We start from the raw sequence: 22,990 nt of genomic DNA, 5'->3' as shown, positions 1-22,990 counted from the left end.
TCTGCCGATAGAGCCATGTGGACTTTTATGTCAGAATCCCGCCAGTTTTCCATTTATCACCCTGCCAACAAAGGAACTATTCATGCTTGAAACTACCTTGTCATCACTTAACGGCTTGCCCGCTTTTCTGGCGTATTTTGCGATGGCAATTGTGCTATTGCTGTTATTTATTCGTATTTATACCTGGGTGACGCCACAGGATGAGCTGGCGTTAATCCGCGCTAATAATGTCGCTGCCGCATTGGCATTTGGCGGTGCGCTAATTGGTTTTGCGCTGCCATTGGCTAGCGCCATTACCAACTCTATGTCGCTGCTGGATTGTGCAGTATGGGGTGCCGTCGCCTTGGTGGTGCAGGTATTAACCTTTGTGGTGCTGCGTGTGGCCATCAAACAATTGCCGGAACGCATTAACCAAGGCGAAGTAGCAACCGGCAGTTTTGTGGCAGCGAGTGCCATTGCTGTAGGTTTGATCAACGCCGCGTGTATGACTTATTAATCTTTTGCAGGCCATTAAATTATGAAACAGACTAAACGAGCAGTAATGAAACGCAGTAAAAAAGCCGCATTGGTATTGATGGTCCCTGTGGCAACCCTGTTGCTCGCCGGGTGTGGTGAGGAGAGCGAGCAGGCGATGGTATTCAGCGACCCGAGTGAGTGCAGTGCCGCCGGGTTGAATGACACAACACAATGCAATGCGGATTACGCTGCTGCCCAAGCCTTGCACCCGCAAGTGGCGCCCAAGTATTTGAACAAAGAAGAATGTGAAATCGACTTTGGTGCTGGCCAATGTGAAACCGCGCCGCAGCAAACTGCACAGGGTGGCAGTGTATTTATGCCGATGATGATGGGTTTTCTCGCGGGGCAGATGATGAATCGCGGCGGCAGTAATTTGCAACAGCCCGCAGCGGCGGGTGCTGGTTCAAAAGTACCAACACAACCGCTGTACAAATCGCGCGATGACCGCGGCACTTTCCGCACCGCGACCAATACGCCGGTTGCCAAAGGCATTGGCCCTATCACCCTCAAACCTTCGCAAGTAAAACCGCAAGTCGGCCAGGTAGTTCGTCGCGGTGGTTTTGGCCAGCAAGCGGCTGCACGCAATAGTTTTGGTGGTTAATGCATGAAACGCATCAGTGTTACCGAGCGCGCGAATTGGCGCGCTTACGCCGAAGAAGTTGGATTTAATTTTCACACGTTTGACGGCGAGCCCTATTGGGATGAAACCGCTTATTACCAATTCAACTTGCGCCAAATTGAAGAGGATTTGGAAGCGCCCACCGAAGAGTTGCACCAGATGGTGATGGATATGGTGGGCGATATTACTCGCAGCGAAGAAATGCTCACGCTGCTGAATATCCCGCGCGATTTCTGGAGTTATATCTGGAATTCCTGGAACAAAGGCGAACCCCATTTGTATGGGCGGATGGATTTGGTTTACAACGGTTTTGGCCCCGCCAAATTGTTGGAATTAAATTACGACACACCAACATCATTATTTGAAACCGGATTTTTCCAATGGGTCTGGTTGGAAGATCAAATCAAAAATGGTGTGTTGCCGGAAAGTGCCGACCAATTTAATTCCCTGCACGACAAAATCGAAGCCGCTTTTGCGCAGCTCAATTTACCCCAGCCCTTTTATTTCGCCAGCGTGCGCGATAATTTGGAGGACTTGGGCACCGTAAATTATTTAATGGACATGGCGGCGCAAGCGGGTGTGGATGTGCGCTATATCCCGCTGGAGGATATTGGCGAGCTGCAAGAGCAATTTGTCGATTTGGATAATCAACCGATAAAAGGCCTGTTCAAGTTGTACCCTTGGGAATTTATGGTGCAGGAAGATTTTGCCAAAACCATCATGGCCGCCAACACCCAAATGCTCGAACCAGCGTGGAAAATGTTGTTATCCAATAAAGGTATTTTGCCGCTGCTGTGGACTCGCTACCCCAATCACCCCAATTTGTTGCCCGCGTTTTTTGAAACGGCAAGCAGCGAGCCACTGGGTGCGGGATGGGTGCGTAAACCGCTGTTGTCGCGTGAAGGTGCCAACGTGGATTTAATCACCAGCAGTGGTGAAAAAATTTCCGCCGCAGGCCCTTACGCCGACGGCCGCTACGTGCGCCAAGCCTTACATGCACTGCCAAAATTCCGCGACGAATATCGCAACGCCGACACCTACGCCATGCTTGGTAGTTGGGTAGTGGGCGACAGCGCTGCGGGAATTTGCATCCGCGAGGATGCAACCTTGATCACCAAAGATACATCGCGTTTTTTACCGCATATTATTTTGGATTGAGTGGTTAGCAAAGGGCTCAATGACGGCAATAAAAAAGGGGCTGCAAACGTTTGTTTGCAGCCCCTTTTTGTTTTTTTTGCAGTTGTTTTGCGATTGTGTGATTAACCCGCTGGCAAGTTCGACACAATGGTAATCATCACGCCTGCTGCAATGGCTGAGCCTATAACCCCGGCTACGTTTGGCCCCATGGCATGCATCAACAAGTAGTTCTGTGGGTTGGCTTGTAGGCCAAGTTTGTTGGACACACGCGCTGCCATAGGTACTGCCGAAACACCGGCAGAGCCAATCAGTGGATTGATTTTGTGTTTGCAGAACAGGTTCATGGCTTTGGCCATCAGCACGCCAGCGGCAGTGCCAATACCGAAGGCGACAATACCCAGCGCCAGAATGCCCAGGGTTTTGGGATCGAGGAATTTATCCGCCGCCAGTTTTGAACCCACTGCCAAGCCGAGGAAGATGGTGGTGATATTGATCAGCGCGTTTTGCGCTGTGTCAGACAGGCGATCCACCACGCCCGATTCACGCATCAGATTGCCCAAACAGAAAGCGCCCAGCAGCGGAGTAGCATCGGGCAGAATCAGGCCGACCAGCGCCAGCATCACAATCGGGAAAATGATTTTTTCGCGTTTGCTCACGGTGCGCAGCTGCTGCATCACAATGCCGCGTTCAGCCTGAGTGGTGAGCAGGCGCATGATGGGAGGTTGGATCAGCGGTACCAGTGCCATGTAACTGTAGGCCGCGACCGCGATGGCGCCCAGTAGGTCAGGGGCCAACTTGCTGGCGACATAGATCGCCGTTGGGCCATCGGCGCCACCAATAATGCCAATGGCTGCGGCGTCGGCGATAGAGAAGTCCAGGCCGAAATAACTTAATCCAATTGCCCCCAATACTGTCGCAAAAATACCAAACTGTGCGGCAGCTCCAAGTAGCAGGGTTTTGGGGTTGGCGAGCAGGGGGCCAAAGTCGGTCATGGCGCCGACACCGATAAAAATTACCAGTGGCGCGATACCGCTGGCAATCGCCACCTTGTAAAAGGTGTAGAGCATACCGTCGTTATAGCCAGCTGCCTGCGCGGTGTGCAGTGCTGTTTGGTAGAGTTCCGGGCTGCCGTTACTGAGCGCTTTATAGATTACGGCATCCGCCGTGTCAGCGCTCAGGCCTGCAAGTTGGGCCAGGGCGATACCTATTTCGGGCGTCCCGTTGTGCAGTGCGTGTTCCACCGCCGAAAACGCGAGGCCCGCCGCAGGCAGGTTGGCCAGCAGGCCGCCAAAACCAATAGGCACCAACAGCATTGGCTCAAAACCTTTGCGGATGGCGAGGAACAGCAGTAGCAGGCAAATGCCGATCATGATCATCTGACCGGACTGCATGTGGTAAATGCCGGTGGATTGCCAGAGTCGTAACAGGGTATCCATCAATTATTCCCCCGCAATCGTAAGCAGGGTTTTGCCAACCACGACAGAATCGCCGGTTTTGACATCGATACTGGTGACAGTACCGCTGCAGGGCGCACTGATCTGGGTTTCCATTTTCATGGCTTCCAGCAGCAGTAATACATCGCCTTCCTGCACTTCATCGCCAACATTGACCGCAATTTTGATGATATTGCCTGCCAGAGGTGCATTGACTGGTCGCGCTTGTACATCGGCGGCCGGTTTGCTGGCCGAGGTACTGGTTCCCGTGTGCAGAGGCTTGATGCCGGTCAGGTCGCCACCGTTATTGACGCTTACCGTGTATTTTTTGCCTTCCACTTCCACGGTATAAATTTCTTCACCCGCATCGTTGGTCATTAGCGATGACTCTTTACCGGTAGGTGCCGGCTCAAATGCGGTGGGGTTGTTGCGATGTTCCAAAAAGCGCAGGCCGATCTGTGGAAAGAGCGCGTAGGTGAGTACATCATCCAGTGCGTTTTCACCGGTTCTCAGGGTGATATTGCGCAGTGCCGCTTCTTTTTCCAGCGCCGACGTCAGTTGCGCCAGTTCCGGTGCGATGTTATCCGCCGGGCGGCAGGTAATGGGCAGTTCGCCGTCTTGCAATACTTTTGCCTGCAGTTCGGCGTTCATGGGTGCGGGCGTTGCGCCATATTCACCGCGCAATACACCGGCAGTTTCTTTGGAGATATTTTTATAGCGTTCACCGCTCAGCACATTCAACACCGCTTGGGTGCCAACGATTTGCGAGGTGGGCGTTACCAGCGGGATAAAGCCCAAATCCTCACGCACGCGCGGGATTTCGCCCAGCACTTCATCAAAACGGTCGATGGCGCCTTGCTCGCGCAGTTGGCTTTCCATATTGGTCAGCATGCCACCGGGAACCTGCGCTATAAGAATGCGCGCATCCACACCTTTTAATGAGCCTTCAAACTTCGCGTATTTTTTGCGAATTTCACGGAAGTAGGTGGCGATTTCTTCCAGCAGTACCAAATCCAATCCGGTGTCGCGATTGGTGCCTTCAAGGGTGGCGACCAGAGTTTCGGTTGGGCTGTGACCATAGGTCATGGACATAGAGGAAATGGCGGTATCCACATTGTCGATGCCCGCTTCCACGCACTTCAAAATAGTCGCGTGCGCCAAACCGGTGGTGGCATGGCATTGCATATGAATCGGAATATCGCACTCGGCTTTGAGGCGTTTGACCAGTTTGAAACCATCATAAGGTTTGAGCAGGCCGGCCATGTCTTTGATACAAATCGAGTCGGCGCCCATGTCTTCGATTTGTTTGGCTTGGGCAACCCAGCCATCCAGATTGTGTACCGGGCTCAGGGTGTAAGAGAGTGTGCCCTGCGCATGTTTGCCGTGGCGTTTTACCGCTTTCATGGCAATTTCGATATTGCGCATATCGTTCATCGCATCAAATACGCGGAATACATCGACACCGCTGACCGCTGCGCGCTCCACAAAACTCTCAACAACATCATCGGCATAGTGGCGATAGCCCAGCAGGTTCTGGCCACGCAGCAGCATTTGTTGCGGGGTTTTGGGCATGGCTTTTTTAAGCTCGCGAATGCGATCCCAGGGGTCTTCACCCAAATAACGAATGCAGGCATCAAAGGTGGCGCCGCCCCAGGATTCGAGCGACCAAAAACCGACGCTGTCCAGTTTGGCCGCAATCGGCAGCATGTCATCCAAACGCAGGCGGGTGGCAAACAATGACTGGTGCGCGTCGCGCAGCACTACATCGGTAATTCCCAGAGGGTTATTGTTGTTCATCATGGTAAAAACTCCTGAATCAGCCGCGCGATTGTTTGTCGCGATGTTGACGAATGGCTGCCTGAATAACGGCTAGGGTAGTGGGGTCAATCGCGTCGGAAGTCGTTTTGCGTTTAGGTACTGGCGCTTCTTCTACCACCGCTTCCGGGAAGTAGGTATCGATAAAACGCGACATCATATTGACCGCGACAACCAATAGGGCGAGGAACACAAAGACCGTGCCCATGCCAAAAATCAGTAAGTCGAGCGCTTGCTCAAACAGTTTCATTTGCATAAAAACAGACTCCTCGTGGTACTTATCGGCGATGAAGCATGCCGTTATTAGCGTAGGGATTTGCGGGATCGCCAGGAAAATCGCGCGTTTATTATGGTGATGCTTTCAGGGTGTAGCGCTGTCGATCAAAGAGGGTATACGCTGGTTCAGGTAAACCCGGGGTGGGACACCTTAAAAAAAATGGCGCCATTGGGCAAGCAAAAACATACACTTGGCTGCGAATGGCTGGTTATTGGGAGGGTTCGTGCGCCCATCAAATCCTGCAAGGTTGGTCTATTCTTGCTGTCATCGGCAATTTAAAAACGGGGAATGGCGGTTGATACCGATAAAAATTCGCGCTTTCGTGGCTATAGCGCTGCTCTGCTGTGTGCAACCTTCACGGGCCAATGATGGCCTATCGATTATCTACACCTATGCCAAAGATTCTTTCGGCGCAATTCTGGAAGAGTTCTCGCAGCAAGAGGGTATTCCAGTCCGGTTCGAATTCAAGGAGCAGAACGACCTCAAGTCCAGCATGATGGGCATGATGGAACAAAACACTACCCCCGATGCCATCATCATGCCGGCAGACCATATGGGGCTGCACAGTTTCATTAAATACAGCGAAGTAAATCCCGCTGATTTTCCTGCCAAGGTTCCCGCGCGTATTTGGGCCAGCAGCTATAGCGATGGCAAGTCCTATGGTGTGCCGCTGATTCAGGGCAATCACCTGATGCTCTTTTACAATAAAAAATGGGTGCAGGAACCCGCAGCGGATTGGGAGGCCATGTTTGCCCAGCGCGCGGCCCTGCAAGCAAAAGGTGTTGCACCCATCGCCTGGAGTTTTGATGAAATGTACTGGTTTTTACCCTTTTTGGGCGCCTATGGCGGTTGGCCGCTCAATGCGGGCAAGGTGCAGTTAAATACCCCCGAAATGGCGGCAGCGCTCGATTTTTATAAAACGCTACGCCAACGTGAATTGCCCTATCCAGGGTGCAGTTACCAGTGTGCGGTCGATCTGTTTAAAAGCGGGGCAGTGGCTTACACCATCAATGGTGACTGGATTGGCAAGGAGTTTCATGCCGCTCTGGGGGAAGATCTGGGCGTCAGTGCTATTCCTACCGCCGATGGGCGCAAAATGGTACCCACCTTCAGCTCCCATGTATTGTCCTTCCCCAACCAAAGCCTGACGGGCAGTAAACGCGCGCAGTTGCTTAAACTCGCCAATTACCTGCAAAGCACCGCAGTGCAAAAGCATTTCTGGCTGGCGATGGGCGCAATTCCCGTTGAACAGGCGGCATTTGAGCACGCGCAGAAAAATGCACGTGGCTACCTTAAAAAAACCATTGAACTCATGGCGGAAACCAAACCCCTGCCGGCAGATAAAGAGATGACCTTCATTTGGGATGCGATGGGCAAAGGCTTTTTACGTCACCGCGAAGGCGCACTGGATGGACAGGCCGCTGCAAAATATATGCAGCAGTTGGCCGAGCGTCATATTCGCAATGCCCAGCGCATGGTGACGCCAGCTACTGCTAACCCCTGAGGAGCCGATCTTGACCCAGCAGGCCGTTCCGAGTTTTCGTCGCACAGTCTTACTGCTGGTGTGGGCTGTCATTGCAGTGCCGCTAATAATTTTGTGTATTTATCAATTGCGCGCCGACTATGAACGGCAAGTTGCCAGCTACCAGCGCGAGTTGGTACATGAAACCGAGCGTTTTTCGTTTCAGTTGACGCAGGCCATGCTGCAGTTAATGGGTGACCTGGATCGCATCGCCAGCGATGGCTCGGTTATTCGCTCGCTCTCCATGCCCATTTTGTCGCCCATTTCCGTGCAAAAAATCGAAGCTTATCTTGGTACTAATCCGGCAGCTGAAACGGTAATGCTGATCGATAAAGAGTTTTTCCCTATAGAGGTTATCCCCACCTGGGCGCTCACCGAGGATATTTCGGCCTACGAGCCCTACATGGCGCAGGTCGTTTCATCGCCTGAATCCATCAGTGATCCACGCCCGCGATTGTTTATTTCGCCCAGTTTGCCGGAGAAGCCGCGAACGCTGATTTTTATCCGGCCGATACTTACGGCCAGTAGTTCCCTGTCCCAACCGTTTCAAGTGGATGGCCTGCTGCTGGTTGTAGTTAATGCGGAAAAGTTGGTGCAGGCGGGTGTCGACCCGCACCAGCGTCAGCCAGCCTTATTGCGCCTGCTAGCCGGTGACGAGGTGATTGTTAGCCGCAGCGATAGTAGCAATGATCTTTTTCGCCATCAGGCGGCCATTGTGCTTGGCTCGGGTAACCAGTCGCTGCAACTGGAGCTGGGCCGCCCGATTCAAGGCATTCTCGCGCAGGTGCTCCTGGCCTATCGTCCGCAAGTAATAGTGGTAGTGGTATTTATTGCCTTGATGGTGGTGGTGATTAACAGGCTGGCCGATAAAGTCGTGCGGCCATTGCAATTACTGGATGCGCAGCGCGCCGCCCTACAGCGGTTGGTGCAATATGCCATGCAGGTTCATCAGGCCGACCCATTGGACGAGCTTGGGCAATTGAGCTTGGCCTTGGCGCAAACAATTGGTGGTCAGGTATTTGGTTTGTATCTGCTGCGCAGCGAGTTTTTTGCGGGTTGTGAGTTGCTGGGTAAGCTGGATCAATCCACCCAACAACTCCTGCGCAAGCATCACGACGCCTTGAATAATCATGCCTCGCTGTCGCTGTTGATGGACAGCCGGGAGGATCTACACCTGTTTGCGATTGGTGGTGAGGGGGTGGATTATCAGGGGTTTTTAATCACCGCACGCAGTGACCGCAGCAAACTGGCAGAGGAGGCGCTTATGGTGTTGTGTAGCATGCTCTCCTCGGCGCTGCGCCAGCACCGCCTCAATGCCCGGCTGCATCAACTGGCCCATTTGGATTCAGTGACAGGGCTGCCTAATCGTCATCTGTTTAATGCCCGTTACAACGACAAAATTGCCGCCTTTCCGACCACAGATCAATCCGCCCACTTCGGCGTGTTTGTGGTGGATGTGAATGGGCTGAAATATGTAAATGATCATTATGGTCACCAATACGGTGATCAAATGCTGGTTGAAGTAGCGCGCGCCCTTAAAAAAGCGGCGCGAGCAAACGACACAGTGGCGCGGGTGGGCGGCGACGAATTTTATTTGCTGTTGGAGCAGGCAACTGAATCTGTATGTGAAGGTTTTGCCGAGCGACTGAAGGCACAGTGTGGTGATTTGCACATGAACATTGCAGGCGAAACACTTCCCATCAGCTTCAGTATGGGGTTTGCCAGTACCGACAAAGATTCACTTAAAAATTTGTTGATGCTGGCTGATGAACGTATGTATTCCGCTAAAAAACAACATTACCGACAACAATCGCCCCACTCCAGCTAGGGCTGATTGGCAGTTACCGTTTTAATCACCTTACAAGGGTTGCCTGCGGCTACTACACCTTCGGGAATATCTTTATTGACCAGGCTGCCAGCACCTATTACCGAACCTTTGCCAATAGTCACACCTGCCAAAATAATCGCCCCACCGCCAATCCAACAGTCATCGCCGATGGTGACGGACGCGCAAAACTCTTTTCCAGTCGCACGCTCCTGCGGGTCGAGTGGGTGAGTGGTGGCGTAGATTTGTACATTGGGGCCGAACATTACATTGTTGCCAATACGCACTTCGGCTACATCCAAAATCACGCAGTTATGGTTGGCATAAAAGCCGTCACCCAAAAAAATGTTGCTGCCATAATCGCAAAAAAAACTGGGCTCAATATAGGCGCGCGACACCTGACCGAACAATTCTTGATACAGCGGTTTGCGCGCTTTGGTTTGGTCGGCGCGCAGGGCGTTCAATTGCTGACAGAGTTGTTTGGCGCGTTTGCGCGCGGCTACCAATTCTGGTGCGAAGGGGTTGACCTCAACAAACGGGTTCATAGTTTGACTCTCTGGTAAGGGGTATTTGCGGTAGAATGGCGTGAAATCCAGCTGTAATCATAGAGCAAGCCCCATGAGAACCAACGATATTTTTCGCAAAATTACCCAGTCACTTACGCTGGGCAACTTACAAATCCAACAGTTATTTGCGCTGTCTGCGATCGACCTGAACGATAAAGAAATCGCCAACCTATTGAAAACCGATTATCAGCCCGGCTTTGAACCCATGCCGGATTATGTGTTGCTGATTTTCCTCAATAACCTGATTGAACAACAGCGCGGCAAAAAAAACGACGCTGAACAAGAGGTGATTGAGAAACACGCCAAAATCTCTAACAACGATGTGCTAAAAAAATTGCGTATCGCCTACAACTTGCATGAACAGCAAGTGCGCGATGCACTAAAGTTGGCAACCATTGAGTTGACCAAATCGGATCTTGCGGCCTTATTCCGCAAACCAGGTCATGTGCATTTCAAAGCCTGCGACGATGAGTTGGTGCTGGATTTTATTGAAGGGTTGGGATTGTTGCTGCAACAGCGCCAGGCAGGGGCCTAAGTTATGGAGCAAAATACCGCTGCCCGTGTGGCTGTGGCACGCTGGCTAAATGCAGTGGTGATTGGTTTAAACCTTTGCCCCTTCGCCGCAAAACCCACAGGAGAAAACCGCGTGCGGATGGTGGTGAGTAATGCCACTGACGATGAACTGCTATTGCAGGATTTACAGCGCGAACTGGAATTGCTCGATGCAACCCCTGCCAGTGAAATAGAAACAATACTGCTAATTATTCCGCAACACTTGCAGGACTTTTTTGATTACAACCAATTTTTAAATTGGGCCGATCAGCTGCTTAAACGCAATCGCTGGACAGGTGTTTATCAGTTGGCCACCTTTCACCCGGATTATTGTTTTGCGGGCGCTGAACCGGACGACGCCGAGAACCTAACCAATCGCGCGCCCTATCCAATCCTGCATATTATTCGTGAAGCCAGTTTGGAAAAGGCGCTGCAGTTTTTTCCTGATGTGGAAGCGGTGCCAGAAATAAATAAAGCGCGGGTGGAAAAATTAACAGCGGAAGAAAAGCAGGAGTTGTTTCCGTATCTCTTTCGCGGAATCTGATTGCAAGAGTGTTTAGCCTGGCAGTGCATTCCTTTGCTAGCGCCAGATATTGTTAATTAGTACTGAACCTGAAAGCTGATAAATACTTCTCTGCCAACATAGTCATAGCCACTATACAGCGGTGAGTTGCCAACGCGGTTGTAGTAGCCTGCAGAAATTTCTGGTGGTGTTTCGTTAGTCAGGTTGCGCACACCCACTGTGGTTTTCCAATTGTCTGCCTGGTAGCGAGCGGAAAGTCGGTGTTCAAGATAGCTTGGCACCCTGTAGTCAGAAAAACTTTCGGCGGGGTCTTCATCAGCTTCCGCGTAACCATCCATGCTGCTAATCCAATCCACGCCATAGGTAAATTTCCAGCTGTCGATTGCGTAACCTATTTCACCTGAACCGCCAAACTCCGGGCTTTCCAAACTGCCGTTAAATTCTTCCAGCGGGTCGTCGCTGAAAAGTTTGGACGACTGTTCGTAATATCGTGTCAAACTTAAATTGAGCGACACTGTGCCCGCCCCCAGCTCCTGTGAAAGTGTGGTATTGATGTCCAACCCACGCACAATTTCTGTAGCGAGATTCGTGTAAGTATCATTCACTGTTAATTGTTTGGTGATTGGGTCGCGGCGCACTAATCGGCACAGACCTTTGTCGGCTGCAAAATCTGCGGAATCGTAGCAGCGATCCAAAATTTCATCTTCCCCGGCTTTTTGTACGCCGTTATTAATTTGAATATCAAAATAATCGATGCTGATGCTCAAATCCGTGCTGTCGCCAAGGGTGGGGGTGAAAATAATACCGTAGGTGGTGTTGTCGGATGTCTCTGCAAATAAACCTGCGTCAGCGCCGCCCAAACTAAACACTTCAACGCCATTGGTGGCCAGAAACTCAGGTTGCCCTGGCAATTCCAGTGCGCAGTTTGCCGCGCGATTTGGGTTGATTCCGTCTGCTCCGTATTCGTTACAAGGGTCAAGCGATGCAGAGCGAAAGCCGCTGGTTGGGCCTTGAAATTGTTCAAATAGCGCCGGTGCGCGAAATGAAGTACCGCGCGATGCACGCAGTGAAATCCATTCCGTGGGTGAATAAATAAAACCAACTTTGTAAGTGTCGTCTGAGCCGTAGGAATCATAATCGGTATAACGAATTGATCCGTTAAGGGTTAATTCTTCTGCAAATCTCGCCCCGAGTAAAATCGGAATTTGAATTTCGGTATAGATTTCGTTGACATTGTCATCGCCAATTGTGGGGGTTGCACTACTCAAATTAAAAAGATTGCCAGCGATGCTGTTTGCATCGGGTTGATCATTAATTTCCATGCGGCGATGTTCAATACCAAAAACGCCTTGCACTGAACCTGCGGGAACATTAAATAGCGGGCCATCGATAATTGCGCTGAAAATAGACTCTTCATATTCGGTAGAGCCTTGGGTGTTGCGAAAAATATAATCTTTAAAATCTTGTGGTAATTCGCCCCCGACCACAGCAGCGGTTAGATGCGGGTAGGGAATGCATTTTTCATCGGGATTGGTGAGATTAATTTCACAGGTGAGACCGTCGCGAATCAGTGTTGGATCTACGCCGGCGGGCGCACTAATCGCATCGCTGGCGTAGGTGAGTTTATCAATCAGGAACGAATCCCTTTCATAGCTGGCATCCGACTTGGCATAGCTGGCATAAATGTCGTAGCGCCAGTCAGGTAAAAATGTCAGGTCGCCGCGTATACCAATTGTGGGTTTGTAAAAATCGATATCCTGTACGCTGCTGTCGTTGCCGAAACCCACAAACGCGCGCACACCAACCCGCTCTCCATCGCTGGTTCCCTGGTCGGCCGCAAAATCGCCGTAGGCAAGTTCAGTGGGAATTAATGGGCTGCCGCGCCGGTAATCCATGGAGAGTTGACGATAACTGGTTTGGTTGGACTCGCGCCGCGACGCTAGCAGCTCGGCATATAATTGCGCGTCCCCCAGTGTTTGCAAATCGTATTTACTTTGTAAAAAACCGGTATAGGTTTTTGCCGGGGAAATTAAATCTTCATTCAGCATGCGTTGTTCAAATGTGTCGCGCACATTCAAGTCATTAGTGCCACCGCCGACTCCCTCGTAGCCAATCACGCCGGTTGTCACTGAAGCGTTAGGGCGAAAGCGGGTAAAGGTAGTTCCGGATGAACCGGGCCCGCCCACGACCGGGCCATTCAAGCCAAGAGTATCCCAGTTATCTGCTGTGACGCCCTGGGTGCCAATGGTATTAATGGTTACACCATTCGAACCCGTAGTGGTGATGGGGTAGCATTTTGATTTGCCCGTATTAGGGTCAATAAAATCTGCCGATTCTCCGGTTTGCGGATCGCGCAGCTTATCCTGATTGCAGCGCGTCCACTTTCTGTCACCCAGGGTGAGTGGTTTACGTTCGTAATAATCAAAAGAACCGGAAAGTGAAAAACGTTCCTCGTTCATGCCACCGGAAAGTGATAAACGAATTTGTTCACCGTCCCCTTCGGTGGGGTAATTAAAATCTCCTTCAATGGCCCAGCCTTCCACCTCTTCTCTGGTGATGACGTTAATAACCCCGCTTACTGCATCTGAACCGTAAATGGATGAGGCACCATCGCGCAATACTTCGACACGTTCGATCATGGCAGTGGGTAAAACATTTAAGTCCGCCGTGCCGACTGCACCTTGGGTGCCGGAGGGAGCGACACGCCTGCCGTTAATCAGTACCAGTGTGCGGCTTGCACCCAAGCCACGCAGGGAAATGGTATTGGCACCCGGGCCGCCATTGGTGACATAACCACCGTAGGCATTATTGATTTGTGATGCACCACCGGTGAGGGCATTGGATTGCAATAAATCAACCGTGGAATTTAACCCTGCGGTGGCAGCACTTTCGCGGGTAATCATTTGGGTTGGTGATATTGTTTTTAAATTGGTTTGGCGAATGCGCGAACCCACTACCACCAACTCTTCAATTTCACTGGCGCTATTTGGATTGCCGGTTTGGCTTAATGCTGAGGGGCTTAACAATAATAATGTGCTGCCAAGCGGCAACAGATATTTGGTTAGCGAGACTTTGGTAGTGGTTATGGCCAAGTGCAAAGCATTTTTAGTAAACATCACAACTCCTTGCGTTTTTCGGGTTAGATTGAATTACGAAGAGTGCATCCAGAGTTGTTGGTCTATTGCACGCGAATGTGCACGCCCATGCAGTCTGAATTGTTTGGTGGATGTATAACTTTTTACATTCTAGTAATAAGCAAAAAGCTTGCCGCGCAAAAACGGGTAAAAGTGTGTGATGTTGCGCACAACTAATGCGCAATTCAGAGTGAAAAAATAATTAATAAAATTTTAGACGACAAGGTGATGTGTTGGTGCGGTGCAATCAAAATGGTCAGGCAATAATTTGGTGCGGTTTTTTAATTTTATTTTTTTAATTTTATTGGCGTGTAATAAAACATTTATTCAAATGGCGCTAAAACAATCCATTAATTCCATTACGGCCAATGCATCCTGCAAGCTGCAAGGGTTGTCACCTTCGCCGCGGAAATAGTCGTTTACCTGTGCAATTAATGGCTGTTGCACATGCGGCGGATAATTCATCTTGATGCTGTGTTTACCATCGCCATTAATGACGTGAAACTCGGTGTCATCAAAAAAGCTGAAACTGATACTGCCTTGGGTGCCGATAATTTCACAGTAATCGCGCTTATACATTGGCGCCAGGGTAAAGTGCCAACGGCCTTGCAGTACAATACCGGATTCCAATTGCGCCCAACCTTGTACCAGATCATCTGCTGCACTCAATTGACGTTGGTTAAGTGAAAACCCCTTGGCTGCTTTTACGCCGCCAAACCAGTGCAGCATTAAATCCAGTTGATGCGGTGCTAAATCGTGAAACAAACCGCCGCCGGAAATGGCGGGGTCAAGTCGCCAATTATTTTCGTTTGGCGGTGTTGTAGGCGCGGGGCGCAACATATCAATCTGTGCCAGTAGTGGTGTGCCTATGGCACCGGTGCGCAACAGCTCTTTAATTTTTACAAAGCAGGGCATTGCGCGGCGGTAGTGCGCGACACACACTTTGTTGCTACTTTGTTCGGCGGCAGCAATCAGTTGTTTGCATTCGTCTGCATTGAGAGTGACGGGTTTTTCGATATAGACATCTTTGCCGGCGGCCAGTGCTGCCAGTGCGTAGTTTTTGTGTTGCGCGGGTGGAGTTGCGATATAAATGGCATCTATATCTGGATTGCTGAGCAGCGCTTCGGCATTGTCATACCAGTGTGGGACTTCATGGCGTAGCGCATAGTCTTTGGCTTTTTCAAGATCACGACGCATCACCGCAAGCAATTGCGAGTTGGGGTTTTTGTAAAACCCCGGGCCACTTTTTACTTCGCACACACTGCCAACACCAATAATGCCCCAGCGGATTGTTTTGTTCTTGTTCATATTGTGTGGTGCCAGTGTGAATTTTTATACGAGAGTAATTTTATCTTTTTCGATCAAAATTTTACGTTGTTTATAAAGCAAGCTCAGGGCATTTTTGTAATTGCCTTTGCTCACGTTAAACGCTTTGTGAATAGCATCCGGGTCGCTTTTGTCGGTCAAGTAGGAGACGCCGCCTTTTTGTTCCAGATCGCTGAGAATTTTTTCGGCTAAATCTTCTTTGGTGTCGCGTGCGTGTTTTTGCAAGCTCAAATCAATTTTGCGATCAGCGCGAATTGCTTTGATATAACCTTTTACTTTTTCGCCGTAGAGCAGGGTACGGAATGCATCGTCGCGGAAAATAAGCCCCAGGTGAGTGTGATTCACAACGGCTTTGTAACCCATATCGCTGCGGCCGCAAATAATTAAATCAACGGCTTGCTGCGCGCGCAAACCACTGGCGCGCTCTTCCAAATGGCGGTTTAACCGCGAGGACGCGGTAATGCGGCCGGTGTATTCATCTTGATAAATACACACCACATAAGAGCGGCCCACTTCCATGGGTTTGTGCTGTTCGCTATAAGGCACCAGTAAATCTTTGGGTAGACCCCAATCCAAAAATGCCCCCACGTTGTTCACTTCTTTCACTTCCAAAAACGCACATTCACCCACCATGGCTTTAGGGGTAAGGGTGGTGGCGATAATGCAGTCGTCTGAGTCCAGATAAATAAATACATCCAACTCTTCGCCGATTTTCATATCAGCTGTCACGTAGCGTTTGGGTAATAAGATGTTGCCAAACTTGCCACCATCAAGAAAAATGCCGAAATCGGTGTGTTTGATGATTTTTAAGCGGTTTTGCTGACCTATACGTAACATACTTGACTCAGTGAAAGACGTTGCAGATTGAGCGCTGTGCGCGAATAGCGCACAGTTTATTAGCAAGGTGGGGTTAAGGCCAGCAAAACTCCGGCGGGGTGTATGTTTGCTGTGTTTGGGTTGTGAAATTTTATTGGCGAATGTTGAGTTGTAATTTATGCAGTTATTTTCGTTTGACTATGCCGGCCACGAATTTATGGTCGCAGCGACACCGGCAACGGGAGAAGAACAAGTCGTGGTTGATGGGCAGTTGATGTCCAGCAGCCGCAATTTTGGGATCACTAGCACCCACGAGTTTGTCGTGCCGGCACTGGGGGCGATGAAATTGGTTTATGTACTCAACTTGCGTGCAGGGGACGTGAACTACGAATTGTGGCTCAACACGCAGTGCGTCATTGAAGGCCGTGCGCCGGTTTCTACCGAGCAGCAGGTTGCCGCCCAGGCGTTTGCAGCGCAACAGCAAACTTTGGCCGATGGGGTAAATCCAGGTGCGGCGCCTGCTCCCGGTAAGAGTAACTCCTGGTTATCGATTGGGTTAATCGCCTTCAAGTTTTTAAAAGCCGCACAAGTGGTAAAGGTCGCCTTGATGGCCGCGTCGGTTGCCGTGTACAGCGTGATGTTTACCCTGGAATTTGCGCTGGCGTTAATTGGCGTATTGGTATTTCACGAATATGGTCATTTACGGGCGATGAAAAAATGTGGTCTGCCCACCAAGGGTATGTATTTGATTCCGTTTGTGGGTGGTTTGGCGGTGGGTGATATGCCTAAAACCCGCTGGCAAGATGTGTATATTTCCATGATGGGGCCGGTATTTGGCCTGATCCTGACGGTAGCCTTTTATATCGTGTATCTGATTACCGGAAGCCATTTTGCCGGTTTGGTGGCATCCACCAGTGCGCTGTTGAACTTGTTTAACCTGATTCCTGTACACCCGCTGGATGGTGGGCGCGTGGTTAAATCGCTGGTGTTTTCCGGGCGCAATTATCTGGCATTGGTGGCTTTGCTCATTATTTCCGCGCTGTGTTTTGTATTGGCGTGGAAGTTGGGTTTGTATTTCATCACCTTTTTTATTGTGCTGGGAGTAATTGATATTCTTGCTGGTTGGCGCATGGGGTTGGCGGAGGATATTCCCCCCTTAACACGCTACGGTATCTGGTTTTCAGTGCTCTGGTATTTAGCTGTAGTGGCGATGTTTATCGGTATGATTTTATTGATCGCCGCCGATGAACTGCCGGGTTCCGAGATTGCAATTAAGGTATTGGCTTCTTAGGTTGTTGTTTAATCTGGTTCGCTTAACGCAAAAAATCCCCAGTTGGGGATTTTTTGTTTTTGGGGTGGTGAGATCTGAACTACTTACAAAAAAGGATCATCTTCATCGGCGGGGAAATAGCGGTCGGCGGTAATCACCTCGGGTTTGATTCTGTGTGCCAGCAGGTCATCCACATCCTGATTTACTTGATTGATCAAGGGCAGGGCTTGGTCGCGATCAAGTGATTCCAACAACGCGTTACCCCAGATGGATACATGGCGCAGATAAATAGTGCGCGTATCCGACTTTTTAGCCCATTCGCCCGATACCAAACGCCCTATGCGGTCGATTTTGTAGCGGATTTCAGTGACTTGTTGCGGATCTTGTACCTGGGCAACCAGCTCATCGGTCATTTTGATCCAGCCGCGGCGATACAACTCCCAGCCATTATAAAAACGCAGAATCCAGGTGAGGTATTCATCTCTTGTCTGGATTTGCTTATTGATTTTGTCTGCCTCATACACTTTTACAAAATACGCGCGGGAAGGCATGGCGTCTGGCCAGGTGTCTTGCGCAGAGCGATGGGTGCTACAGGCCAGTAATGTTGAAGTGAATGCAATCAGTATCAGTAAACGAAAAAGTTGTGCGATTTTCTGCATGGGAAAGAAATGCTCTGTTGTGCTAGAGGGTGAAGCCAGTGTGATCCACCAATGTTGCAGTAGTATAAAAGTTAGTTGATTGATTGCACAGCGCTGTGCTTTTTCAGGAGGCGGAAAGTGAGGGCCCCGCATGAGCTGCGGGGCCAATGATCTTAGCGTTCACGTTCGCCGCGCATACCGGCGCGGTTGTCACTGCCGCGATCTACACGGGGCGTTTCGCGGCGCTCGTTAGTCTGGAAACGGGATTGGGCGCGCTCCACTGGCTGCGGGCGCTGTGTTTGGATCCGCTCCATGCGGCTCGGTTCTATCTGCCTGCTGGGTTGCTCGGTGCGATAAATGCGCTGCCGTTCCTGGTTTGTGTTTGGACTGGGCTGTACCCGATATTCCGGTTGTTGGGTTCTGGCCGCAGGCTGTTGCACAGCATTCTCGCGACGTTCCAGTTGCCGACTGTGACGCTCTACCTGGTTGTTTTCCCGCTCTGTTTGGAAATTGCGCACCCGCGGCTGTTCCTCGCCCTGACGAATACGCGGTGCCTGTTGCTCAGGGCGATTGTGTTCGGCACGATTATTCATACGCTCGCGCAGTTGCTCGGAACGGGCGGGATTGCGCTGTTCATCGCCACCGTAGATCCGTGCACGCGCATCGTTACCGCCAATAGGGCCAGCCTGGCGGCGCTCCAGACGTTGCTGGAATTGCTCGTCGCGCCCCTGGCGTTGATCCCGTGCGCGGTTAGGTGCGATGTTGTTGTCGCGCAGATTGCTACGGTACTCGCGGGTATCCCGATAGCTTTCGCGTGGGCTATTGAAGCGTTCGCGGGTGTGATTGTCGTAATAGGCCACGCCGCGTCTATGCACGGGGTTGTGGTGCCAATGACGGGCATTGCTGTGACGCACAATACTGCGACTGTTGTAAAAGCGGTGATGGTGGTGGTGATCTACCACCACAACACGGCGGTGATGCCAATGTACCGCGCTGAAATAAAAGCGGGGGCCGAGGTAAACGCGGGGGCCCCAGTAGAAACCGGATACAAAGACATAGCTGCTGGGGTAGTGCCAATACACCGGTGGGTAGTCCGGCCACCACCAGCTGCCATACACCACACGGGTATCGTAAGCGGGTACATACACCACTCGCTCAACCGAGGGTTCAATTACAATGGTTCGCTCTTCGCGAATCACTCGCACATGTTCAACTTTGTCCAAATTACCCGAATCATACGCGCGGTTACGCAGGTTCTGGATACTGTCCATCACCCGCTCTTCATTGGCGAGAAAGGCGTCACCCAATTGCTGGGTCCAATCCAAGTCATCGCTCATGCGCTTTAAAATTTCAGGGAAGGCGACCAAGGCTTTTACGCTGGGGTCCCAATCCTGATTGTCTACTGCATTAACGGCATCTTCCCCTTTATAGCGCGGGTTATTGCGCGCCCAGCGGTCTGCCTCCACCACTTCAAGCGGGTAGGTGGATGCGATCAGCACATGGGATAAAACCGTGTCGGGGTAGAGGGCGACAGGGGCGAGCAGTGAATCCAACTGCGCTTCACTAAAGCTCGCTTGCGTCGCGGCACCGCGATAGGCTGGAGGCTCCACGGCGTTAGTGGTGGTACAACCCACCAGTAACGGCAACAGCAGGCTGAGTGTTAACGCTAGTTTTCCGGGGCGTTGCAGTAGCTGGCTAGTCATGATGCTTCTCACTGTTATCACGCATTTATCAACCCAAGCACCCATTAGAGGGCGGATTGGCGCTCATGGTTCATTTATAGGCGCACGGGGCTTAATGCTGGCTGAACTGTTTATCACCGCTTTGCTCCCGGTTATAGCTCCCTCGGTCTTCACTACTTATCTGTACTGCTTACGCTGTTGCTTGACTAATCAACAAGCGCCCCGATAATGGCGCACCGCTGTAATGCAAACTGCAGTATTGCCCCTCATACCCGAAAACCCAGAGCCGAACGCCGAGAGCCGCGCATGATTGATGTGAATTTTCAGTTAAAAGGTAGTGCTATTACCGTAGTGGTATTAGCGATTATTCGCTACGAACCCAAGAGTTTGATAGACGAACTGAAAGAGAAAATTACCCAAGCGCCGCAGTTCTTTGTGAACTCCCCGGTATTGATTAATCTGGATCGTCTTGAAAATCCGGAAAGCCTGAAAAAAATAGCGGATTTACTGACTATTTGCCGCGAACTGGATTTACAACCACTAGGTTTTAGCGGCGTACCTGAGGTATTGTTAGCGCCAGTCAACAAGACCGGTTTGGCCATATTGCCAACCCCCAGTGAGCGCGCGCTTAAACTCCCCAAACAAGATACACCTGCTGCGGTAGAAACGGTGGTTGAGCGTGTTGTGGAAACCGTTGTTGAAACTGTGATTGAAGAGCGACTGGTGCAGCGCCAGAGCAAAGTCATTACTCGCCCGGTGCGCTCAGGCCAACAGATTTACGCGGAAGGCGCGGATTTGATTGTTCTGGCGCAAGTCAGTGAAGGTGCGGAAGTCTTGGCTGATGGCCATATCCATATTTACGGCACCCTGCGCGGCCGTGCACTTGCCGGTGTAAAAGGCGATGAAACGGCGCGCATTTTCTGCCAGCAAATGGAGGCGGAATTAGTTTCGGTGGCAGGTAATTTTGTATTGCAGGATTCCCTGCCAAAAGAATTATTCAAAAAGCCGGTGCAGGTATCACTGCAGGGCGAAAAAGTGGTTGTGGACGCATTGGTAAATAGCTAGATGTGCATGCCCATTTGATATTTCCGGATTTTGTTTAACTATCCATGATTTGTTATCTATCCATTATTTTTTATTTAGCCAGTTTTGTTATTTAAAGGAGCCTCCCTTGGCCAAGATTATCGTTGTTACATCAGGTAAAGGCGGAGTGGGCAAAACCACCTCCAGCGCAGCAATCAGCACCGGCTTGGCGATGCGCGGCCATAAAACCGTGGTTATCGATTTTGACGTGGGTTTGCGTAACCTCGATCTGATTATGGGTTGTGAGCGTCGCGTTGTTTACGACTTCGTAAATGTTGTGAAAGGCGAATCGACATTGAATCAAGCGTTAATCAAAGATAAACGCACTGAAGGTTTATACGTGTTGCCTGCCTCGCAAACTCGCGATAAAGACGCACTCACCCGCGAGGGTGTGGAAACTGTTATCAATGAACTGTCCAAAGATTTTGAATACATCGTGTGTGATTCCCCTGCCGGTATTGAACAGGGCGCTTTGATGGCATTGTATTTCGCCGATATCGCAATTGTAGTCACCAACCCGGAAGTATCTTCTGTGCGTGACTCGGATCGTATCCTCGGTATTCTGCAAAGCAAATCGCGCCGCGCTGAGCAAAATCTGGAGCCAATCAAAGAGCATTTGCTACTCACTCGCTACAACCCGGTGCGCGTAGAGGCGGGTGAAATGTTAAGTGTTAGCGATGTAGAAGAAATTCTTGCCATTCCGCTGCTGGGTGTAATTCCCGAATCAGAAGCGGTATTAAAAGCGTCGAATCAGGGTACTCCGGTGATTCTCGACGACGCAACTGCTGCAGGTCAGGCCTACAACGACGCAGTGGATCGCCTGCTGGGTAAAGATATTCCTCACCGTTTCCTGGAAGCGGAAAAGAAAAGTTTCCTTAAGCGTTTGCTGGGGGTATAAGCCGTGAGCATTTTTGATTACTTGCGCAAGAAGCGCGCGCCGTCATCGGCATCTGTAGCAAAGGAACGTTTGCAAATTATCGTGGCGCATGAGCGTACCAAACGCAACTTGCACCAACCGGATTTCCTGCCGCAAATGCAGCAGGAAATTATTGCGGTAATTCGCAAATACATTCACATCGAATCCGATCAGGTGACTGTGAACCTCGACAATTCTGACAACTGTTCGGTGTTGGAATTGAACATCACACTGCCGGATTAAACCATGCGCAGTGTGATTCTGCAGCCAATAAAAAAGGGACGCGCTGTGTAAGCGCGTCCCTTTTTTTGCCGCAGTCGCTTGTTAAGCTAAGGCGCCGCTTTGTGTGAAGTTACTTTAAATAATAAAATTTGCTTTTCATAATACTCTTTACGGCACATTTGATATTCTACCGTTTGCCATGCTGGGGCTCCGCCATACAGCTTACCTTTCACTTGACAGTCTGCTTCAATAAATTTTACCCAGAGCCCCTGAGCTGCCCTAAATTCCTCAACCGTAACTCTTGGGTTTTTTTTCAGTTGTGAAATAGCGTATTTATATTCTAAATTCAGCTGTACATCTAATTTAGCAACTTCTTTTCCATGGCATTGCGCTCTTTGAATAGTACTTGGCTCGTCAAAACATTCACTAGCTGATACACCCATAGAAAAAATTGCTATTGCAAAAACATAATATTTCATGTGACTCCTTATTTAGCTTAATGCGGTTTACAAACTGTCAAGCGCACGTAGTGCGCGTGTTGCTACACTTTGTTATGCTTTTCCATTTTTCTAAGCTCTTCTTGCAAAGTATACGAAACTTCGCATGCTGGAAATTGTAGATTTTCTACCTTAGAGCAAATAAGACCCGCAAGTTCATTAAGTAAAAATAAAGCTCTTCTATCTGCCGATCCAACCAAACAGGCCTCACGCAGGACTAATTGATAAGAATTCTTTAATTCCGTAAATGTAATGTCAGGTAGTCTAGTATAATAAGGTCTATTATTATCAAACTCTAACAGCCACAACTGAAAGTTATGGAGCACCCAGTCCGGTATTTTATAATTTTCCATTTCATAATTCTCAGGCTGGTCTTACCCGCAAAAAGTGACTTACAAACTGTCGAGCGCACGAAGTGCGCGGGTTGCTACGCTTTGTTAGGCCTTTTGTTTTTTAAGAATTTGCTAACTATAAAACCTGCCTCAGCACCAATGCATGCGGATATGAAACCGGCAGCGCCACCTACGTAGAAAGAAATAGGCCAAAATGAAGCCCCTCCACCTTCGTATGGGCGGAAAAACTCTGCATAAATAACAAAAGCTGGCATTACCATACTTGCAG

At 50.2% G+C, this 22,990-nt stretch carries 23 protein-coding genes; 11 read left to right on the top strand and 12 right to left on the bottom strand.

What is annotated here, in order from left to right; translation table 11 throughout:
- The first annotated feature begins 82 nt into the window (after positions 1-82).
- Genes O59_RS12310 through O59_RS12300 form a run of 3 tightly spaced genes read left to right on the top strand, consistent with a single transcriptional unit; the run spans position 83 to position 2,293 of the window.
- On the top strand, positions 83-496 hold the full coding sequence (locus tag O59_RS12310; RefSeq protein ID WP_007643139.1) for a DUF350 domain-containing protein: 414 nt from the start codon (positions 83-85) through the stop codon (positions 494-496).
- Positions 497-541: 45 nt separating this feature from the next.
- Positions 542-1,117: a DUF1190 domain-containing protein gene (locus O59_RS12305; protein ID WP_007643137.1), complete on the top strand. Its 576-nt coding sequence runs from the start codon at positions 542-544 to the stop codon at positions 1,115-1,117.
- A gap of 3 nt (positions 1,118-1,120) precedes the next feature.
- Positions 1,121-2,293: a glutathionylspermidine synthase family protein gene (locus tag O59_RS12300; RefSeq protein WP_007643135.1), complete on the top strand. Its 1,173-nt coding sequence runs from the start codon at positions 1,121-1,123 to the stop codon at positions 2,291-2,293.
- A gap of 101 nt (positions 2,294-2,394) precedes the next feature.
- On the opposite strand, the gene O59_RS12295 is transcribed toward O59_RS12300, so the two are convergent.
- From O59_RS12295 to O59_RS12285, 3 genes are read right to left on the bottom strand one after another with little or no spacing between them, the layout of a single operon-like run.
- On the bottom strand, positions 2,395-3,708 hold the full coding sequence (locus tag O59_RS12295; RefSeq protein ID WP_007643131.1) for a sodium ion-translocating decarboxylase subunit beta: 1,314 nt from the start codon (positions 3,706-3,708) through the stop codon (positions 2,395-2,397).
- Between the two features lie 3 nt (positions 3,709-3,711).
- A complete protein-coding gene (gene oadA / locus O59_RS12290; protein ID WP_007643128.1) occupies positions 3,712-5,505 on the bottom strand; it encodes a sodium-extruding oxaloacetate decarboxylase subunit alpha in 1,794 nt (597 codons plus the stop codon).
- 16 nt (positions 5,506-5,521) lie between these two features.
- Complete coding sequence (locus O59_RS12285) at positions 5,522-5,776, bottom strand: OadG family protein (RefSeq protein ID WP_007643126.1); 255 nt, start codon at positions 5,774-5,776, stop codon at positions 5,522-5,524.
- A gap of 316 nt (positions 5,777-6,092) precedes the next feature.
- Here O59_RS12285 and O59_RS12280 point away from each other — a divergent pair, with 316 nt between their 5' ends.
- Both O59_RS12280 and O59_RS12275 read left to right on the top strand, forming a co-directional pair.
- Positions 6,093-7,301, top strand: a complete 1,209-nt coding sequence (locus O59_RS12280) for an extracellular solute-binding protein (protein WP_157152563.1) — start codon at positions 6,093-6,095, stop codon at positions 7,299-7,301.
- Between the two features lie 10 nt (positions 7,302-7,311).
- Positions 7,312-9,147 carry a GGDEF domain-containing protein gene (locus O59_RS12275; RefSeq protein ID WP_007643120.1) on the top strand — a complete coding sequence of 612 codons (1,836 nt, stop codon included), beginning with the start codon at positions 7,312-7,314 and terminating at the stop codon, positions 9,145-9,147.
- On the opposite strand, the gene O59_RS12270 is transcribed toward O59_RS12275, so the two are convergent.
- Positions 9,144-9,689, bottom strand: coding sequence for a sugar O-acetyltransferase (locus tag O59_RS12270; RefSeq protein ID WP_007643118.1), 546 nt, complete (start codon positions 9,687-9,689; stop codon positions 9,144-9,146). The two genes, O59_RS12275 and O59_RS12270, sit on opposite strands and share 4 nt — an antisense overlap.
- A 73-nt stretch (positions 9,690-9,762) precedes the next feature.
- Here O59_RS12270 and O59_RS12265 point away from each other — a divergent pair, with 73 nt between their 5' ends.
- A complete protein-coding gene (locus O59_RS12265) occupies positions 9,763-10,245 on the top strand; it encodes a DUF1456 family protein (protein WP_007643115.1) in 483 nt (160 codons plus the stop codon).
- Positions 10,246-10,248: 3 nt separating this feature from the next.
- On the top strand, positions 10,249-10,806 hold the full coding sequence (locus O59_RS12260) for a DUF1415 domain-containing protein (protein ID WP_007643112.1): 558 nt from the start codon (positions 10,249-10,251) through the stop codon (positions 10,804-10,806).
- A gap of 56 nt (positions 10,807-10,862) precedes the next feature.
- Here the strand turns inward: O59_RS12260 and O59_RS12255 are convergent, their stop codons facing one another.
- From O59_RS12255 to O59_RS12245, 3 genes are all read right to left on the bottom strand, one after another.
- Positions 10,863-13,901, bottom strand: coding sequence for a TonB-dependent receptor domain-containing protein (locus O59_RS12255; protein WP_007643110.1), 3,039 nt, complete (start codon positions 13,899-13,901; stop codon positions 10,863-10,865).
- A 345-nt stretch (positions 13,902-14,246) separates the two neighbouring features.
- The gene (locus tag O59_RS12250) at positions 14,247-15,227 is read right to left on the bottom strand and encodes a Gfo/Idh/MocA family protein (RefSeq protein WP_007643106.1); all 981 of its coding nucleotides are present in this window, start codon (positions 15,225-15,227) and stop codon (positions 14,247-14,249) included.
- A gap of 24 nt (positions 15,228-15,251) precedes the next feature.
- Positions 15,252-16,082 carry a S1 RNA-binding domain-containing protein gene (locus O59_RS12245; RefSeq protein WP_007643104.1) on the bottom strand — a complete coding sequence of 277 codons (831 nt, stop codon included), beginning with the start codon at positions 16,080-16,082 and terminating at the stop codon, positions 15,252-15,254.
- A gap of 157 nt (positions 16,083-16,239) precedes the next feature.
- On the opposite strand from O59_RS12245, the gene O59_RS12240 reads away from it, so the two are divergent.
- Positions 16,240-17,352, top strand: a complete 1,113-nt coding sequence (locus O59_RS12240; RefSeq protein WP_007643102.1) for a site-2 protease family protein — start codon at positions 16,240-16,242, stop codon at positions 17,350-17,352.
- An 83-nt stretch (positions 17,353-17,435) separates the two neighbouring features.
- Here O59_RS12240 and O59_RS12235 read toward each other — a convergent pair whose 3' ends face one another.
- Positions 17,436-17,990 carry a hypothetical protein gene (locus O59_RS12235; RefSeq protein ID WP_007643098.1) on the bottom strand — a complete coding sequence of 185 codons (555 nt, stop codon included), beginning with the start codon at positions 17,988-17,990 and terminating at the stop codon, positions 17,436-17,438.
- Between the two features lie 152 nt (positions 17,991-18,142).
- Complete coding sequence (locus O59_RS12230; protein WP_007643095.1) at positions 18,143-19,672, bottom strand: DUF3300 domain-containing protein; 1,530 nt, start codon at positions 19,670-19,672, stop codon at positions 18,143-18,145.
- Between the two features lie 285 nt (positions 19,673-19,957).
- On the opposite strand from O59_RS12230, the gene minC reads away from it, so the two are divergent.
- The 3 genes from minC to minE all read left to right on the top strand — a co-directional run bounded on the left by minC (position 19,958) and on the right by minE (position 21,893).
- Entirely contained in the window at positions 19,958-20,716 is a 759-nt protein-coding gene (gene minC / locus O59_RS12225; RefSeq protein ID WP_007643093.1) for a septum site-determining protein MinC, read from the top strand.
- A gap of 106 nt (positions 20,717-20,822) precedes the next feature.
- The gene (gene minD, locus O59_RS12220; RefSeq protein WP_040392330.1) at positions 20,823-21,632 is read left to right on the top strand and encodes a septum site-determining protein MinD; all 810 of its coding nucleotides are present in this window, start codon (positions 20,823-20,825) and stop codon (positions 21,630-21,632) included.
- 3 nt (positions 21,633-21,635) lie between these two features.
- Positions 21,636-21,893 carry a cell division topological specificity factor MinE gene (gene minE / locus O59_RS12215; protein WP_007643089.1) on the top strand — a complete coding sequence of 86 codons (258 nt, stop codon included), beginning with the start codon at positions 21,636-21,638 and terminating at the stop codon, positions 21,891-21,893.
- Between the two features lie 86 nt (positions 21,894-21,979).
- Here minE and O59_RS12210 read toward each other — a convergent pair whose 3' ends face one another.
- From O59_RS12210 to O59_RS22050, 3 genes are all read right to left on the bottom strand, one after another.
- On the bottom strand, positions 21,980-22,351 hold the full coding sequence (locus O59_RS12210; RefSeq protein WP_040392327.1) for a lysozyme inhibitor LprI family protein: 372 nt from the start codon (positions 22,349-22,351) through the stop codon (positions 21,980-21,982).
- Between the two features lie 62 nt (positions 22,352-22,413).
- A complete protein-coding gene (locus tag O59_RS12205; RefSeq protein WP_040392325.1) occupies positions 22,414-22,722 on the bottom strand; it encodes a hypothetical protein in 309 nt (102 codons plus the stop codon).
- 74 nt (positions 22,723-22,796) lie between these two features.
- Positions 22,797-22,990, bottom strand: a 194-nt coding sequence (locus tag O59_RS22050; RefSeq protein WP_232283081.1) for a hypothetical protein, incomplete at its 5' end; no start/stop codon positions are given.

Source organism: Cellvibrio sp. BR (assembly GCF_000263355.1).
Taxonomy (GTDB): Bacteria; Pseudomonadota; Gammaproteobacteria; order Pseudomonadales; family Cellvibrionaceae; genus Cellvibrio.
Note: the sequence above shows the minus strand (reverse complement) of the source record. Positions and strands in the feature narration are given on the sequence as shown.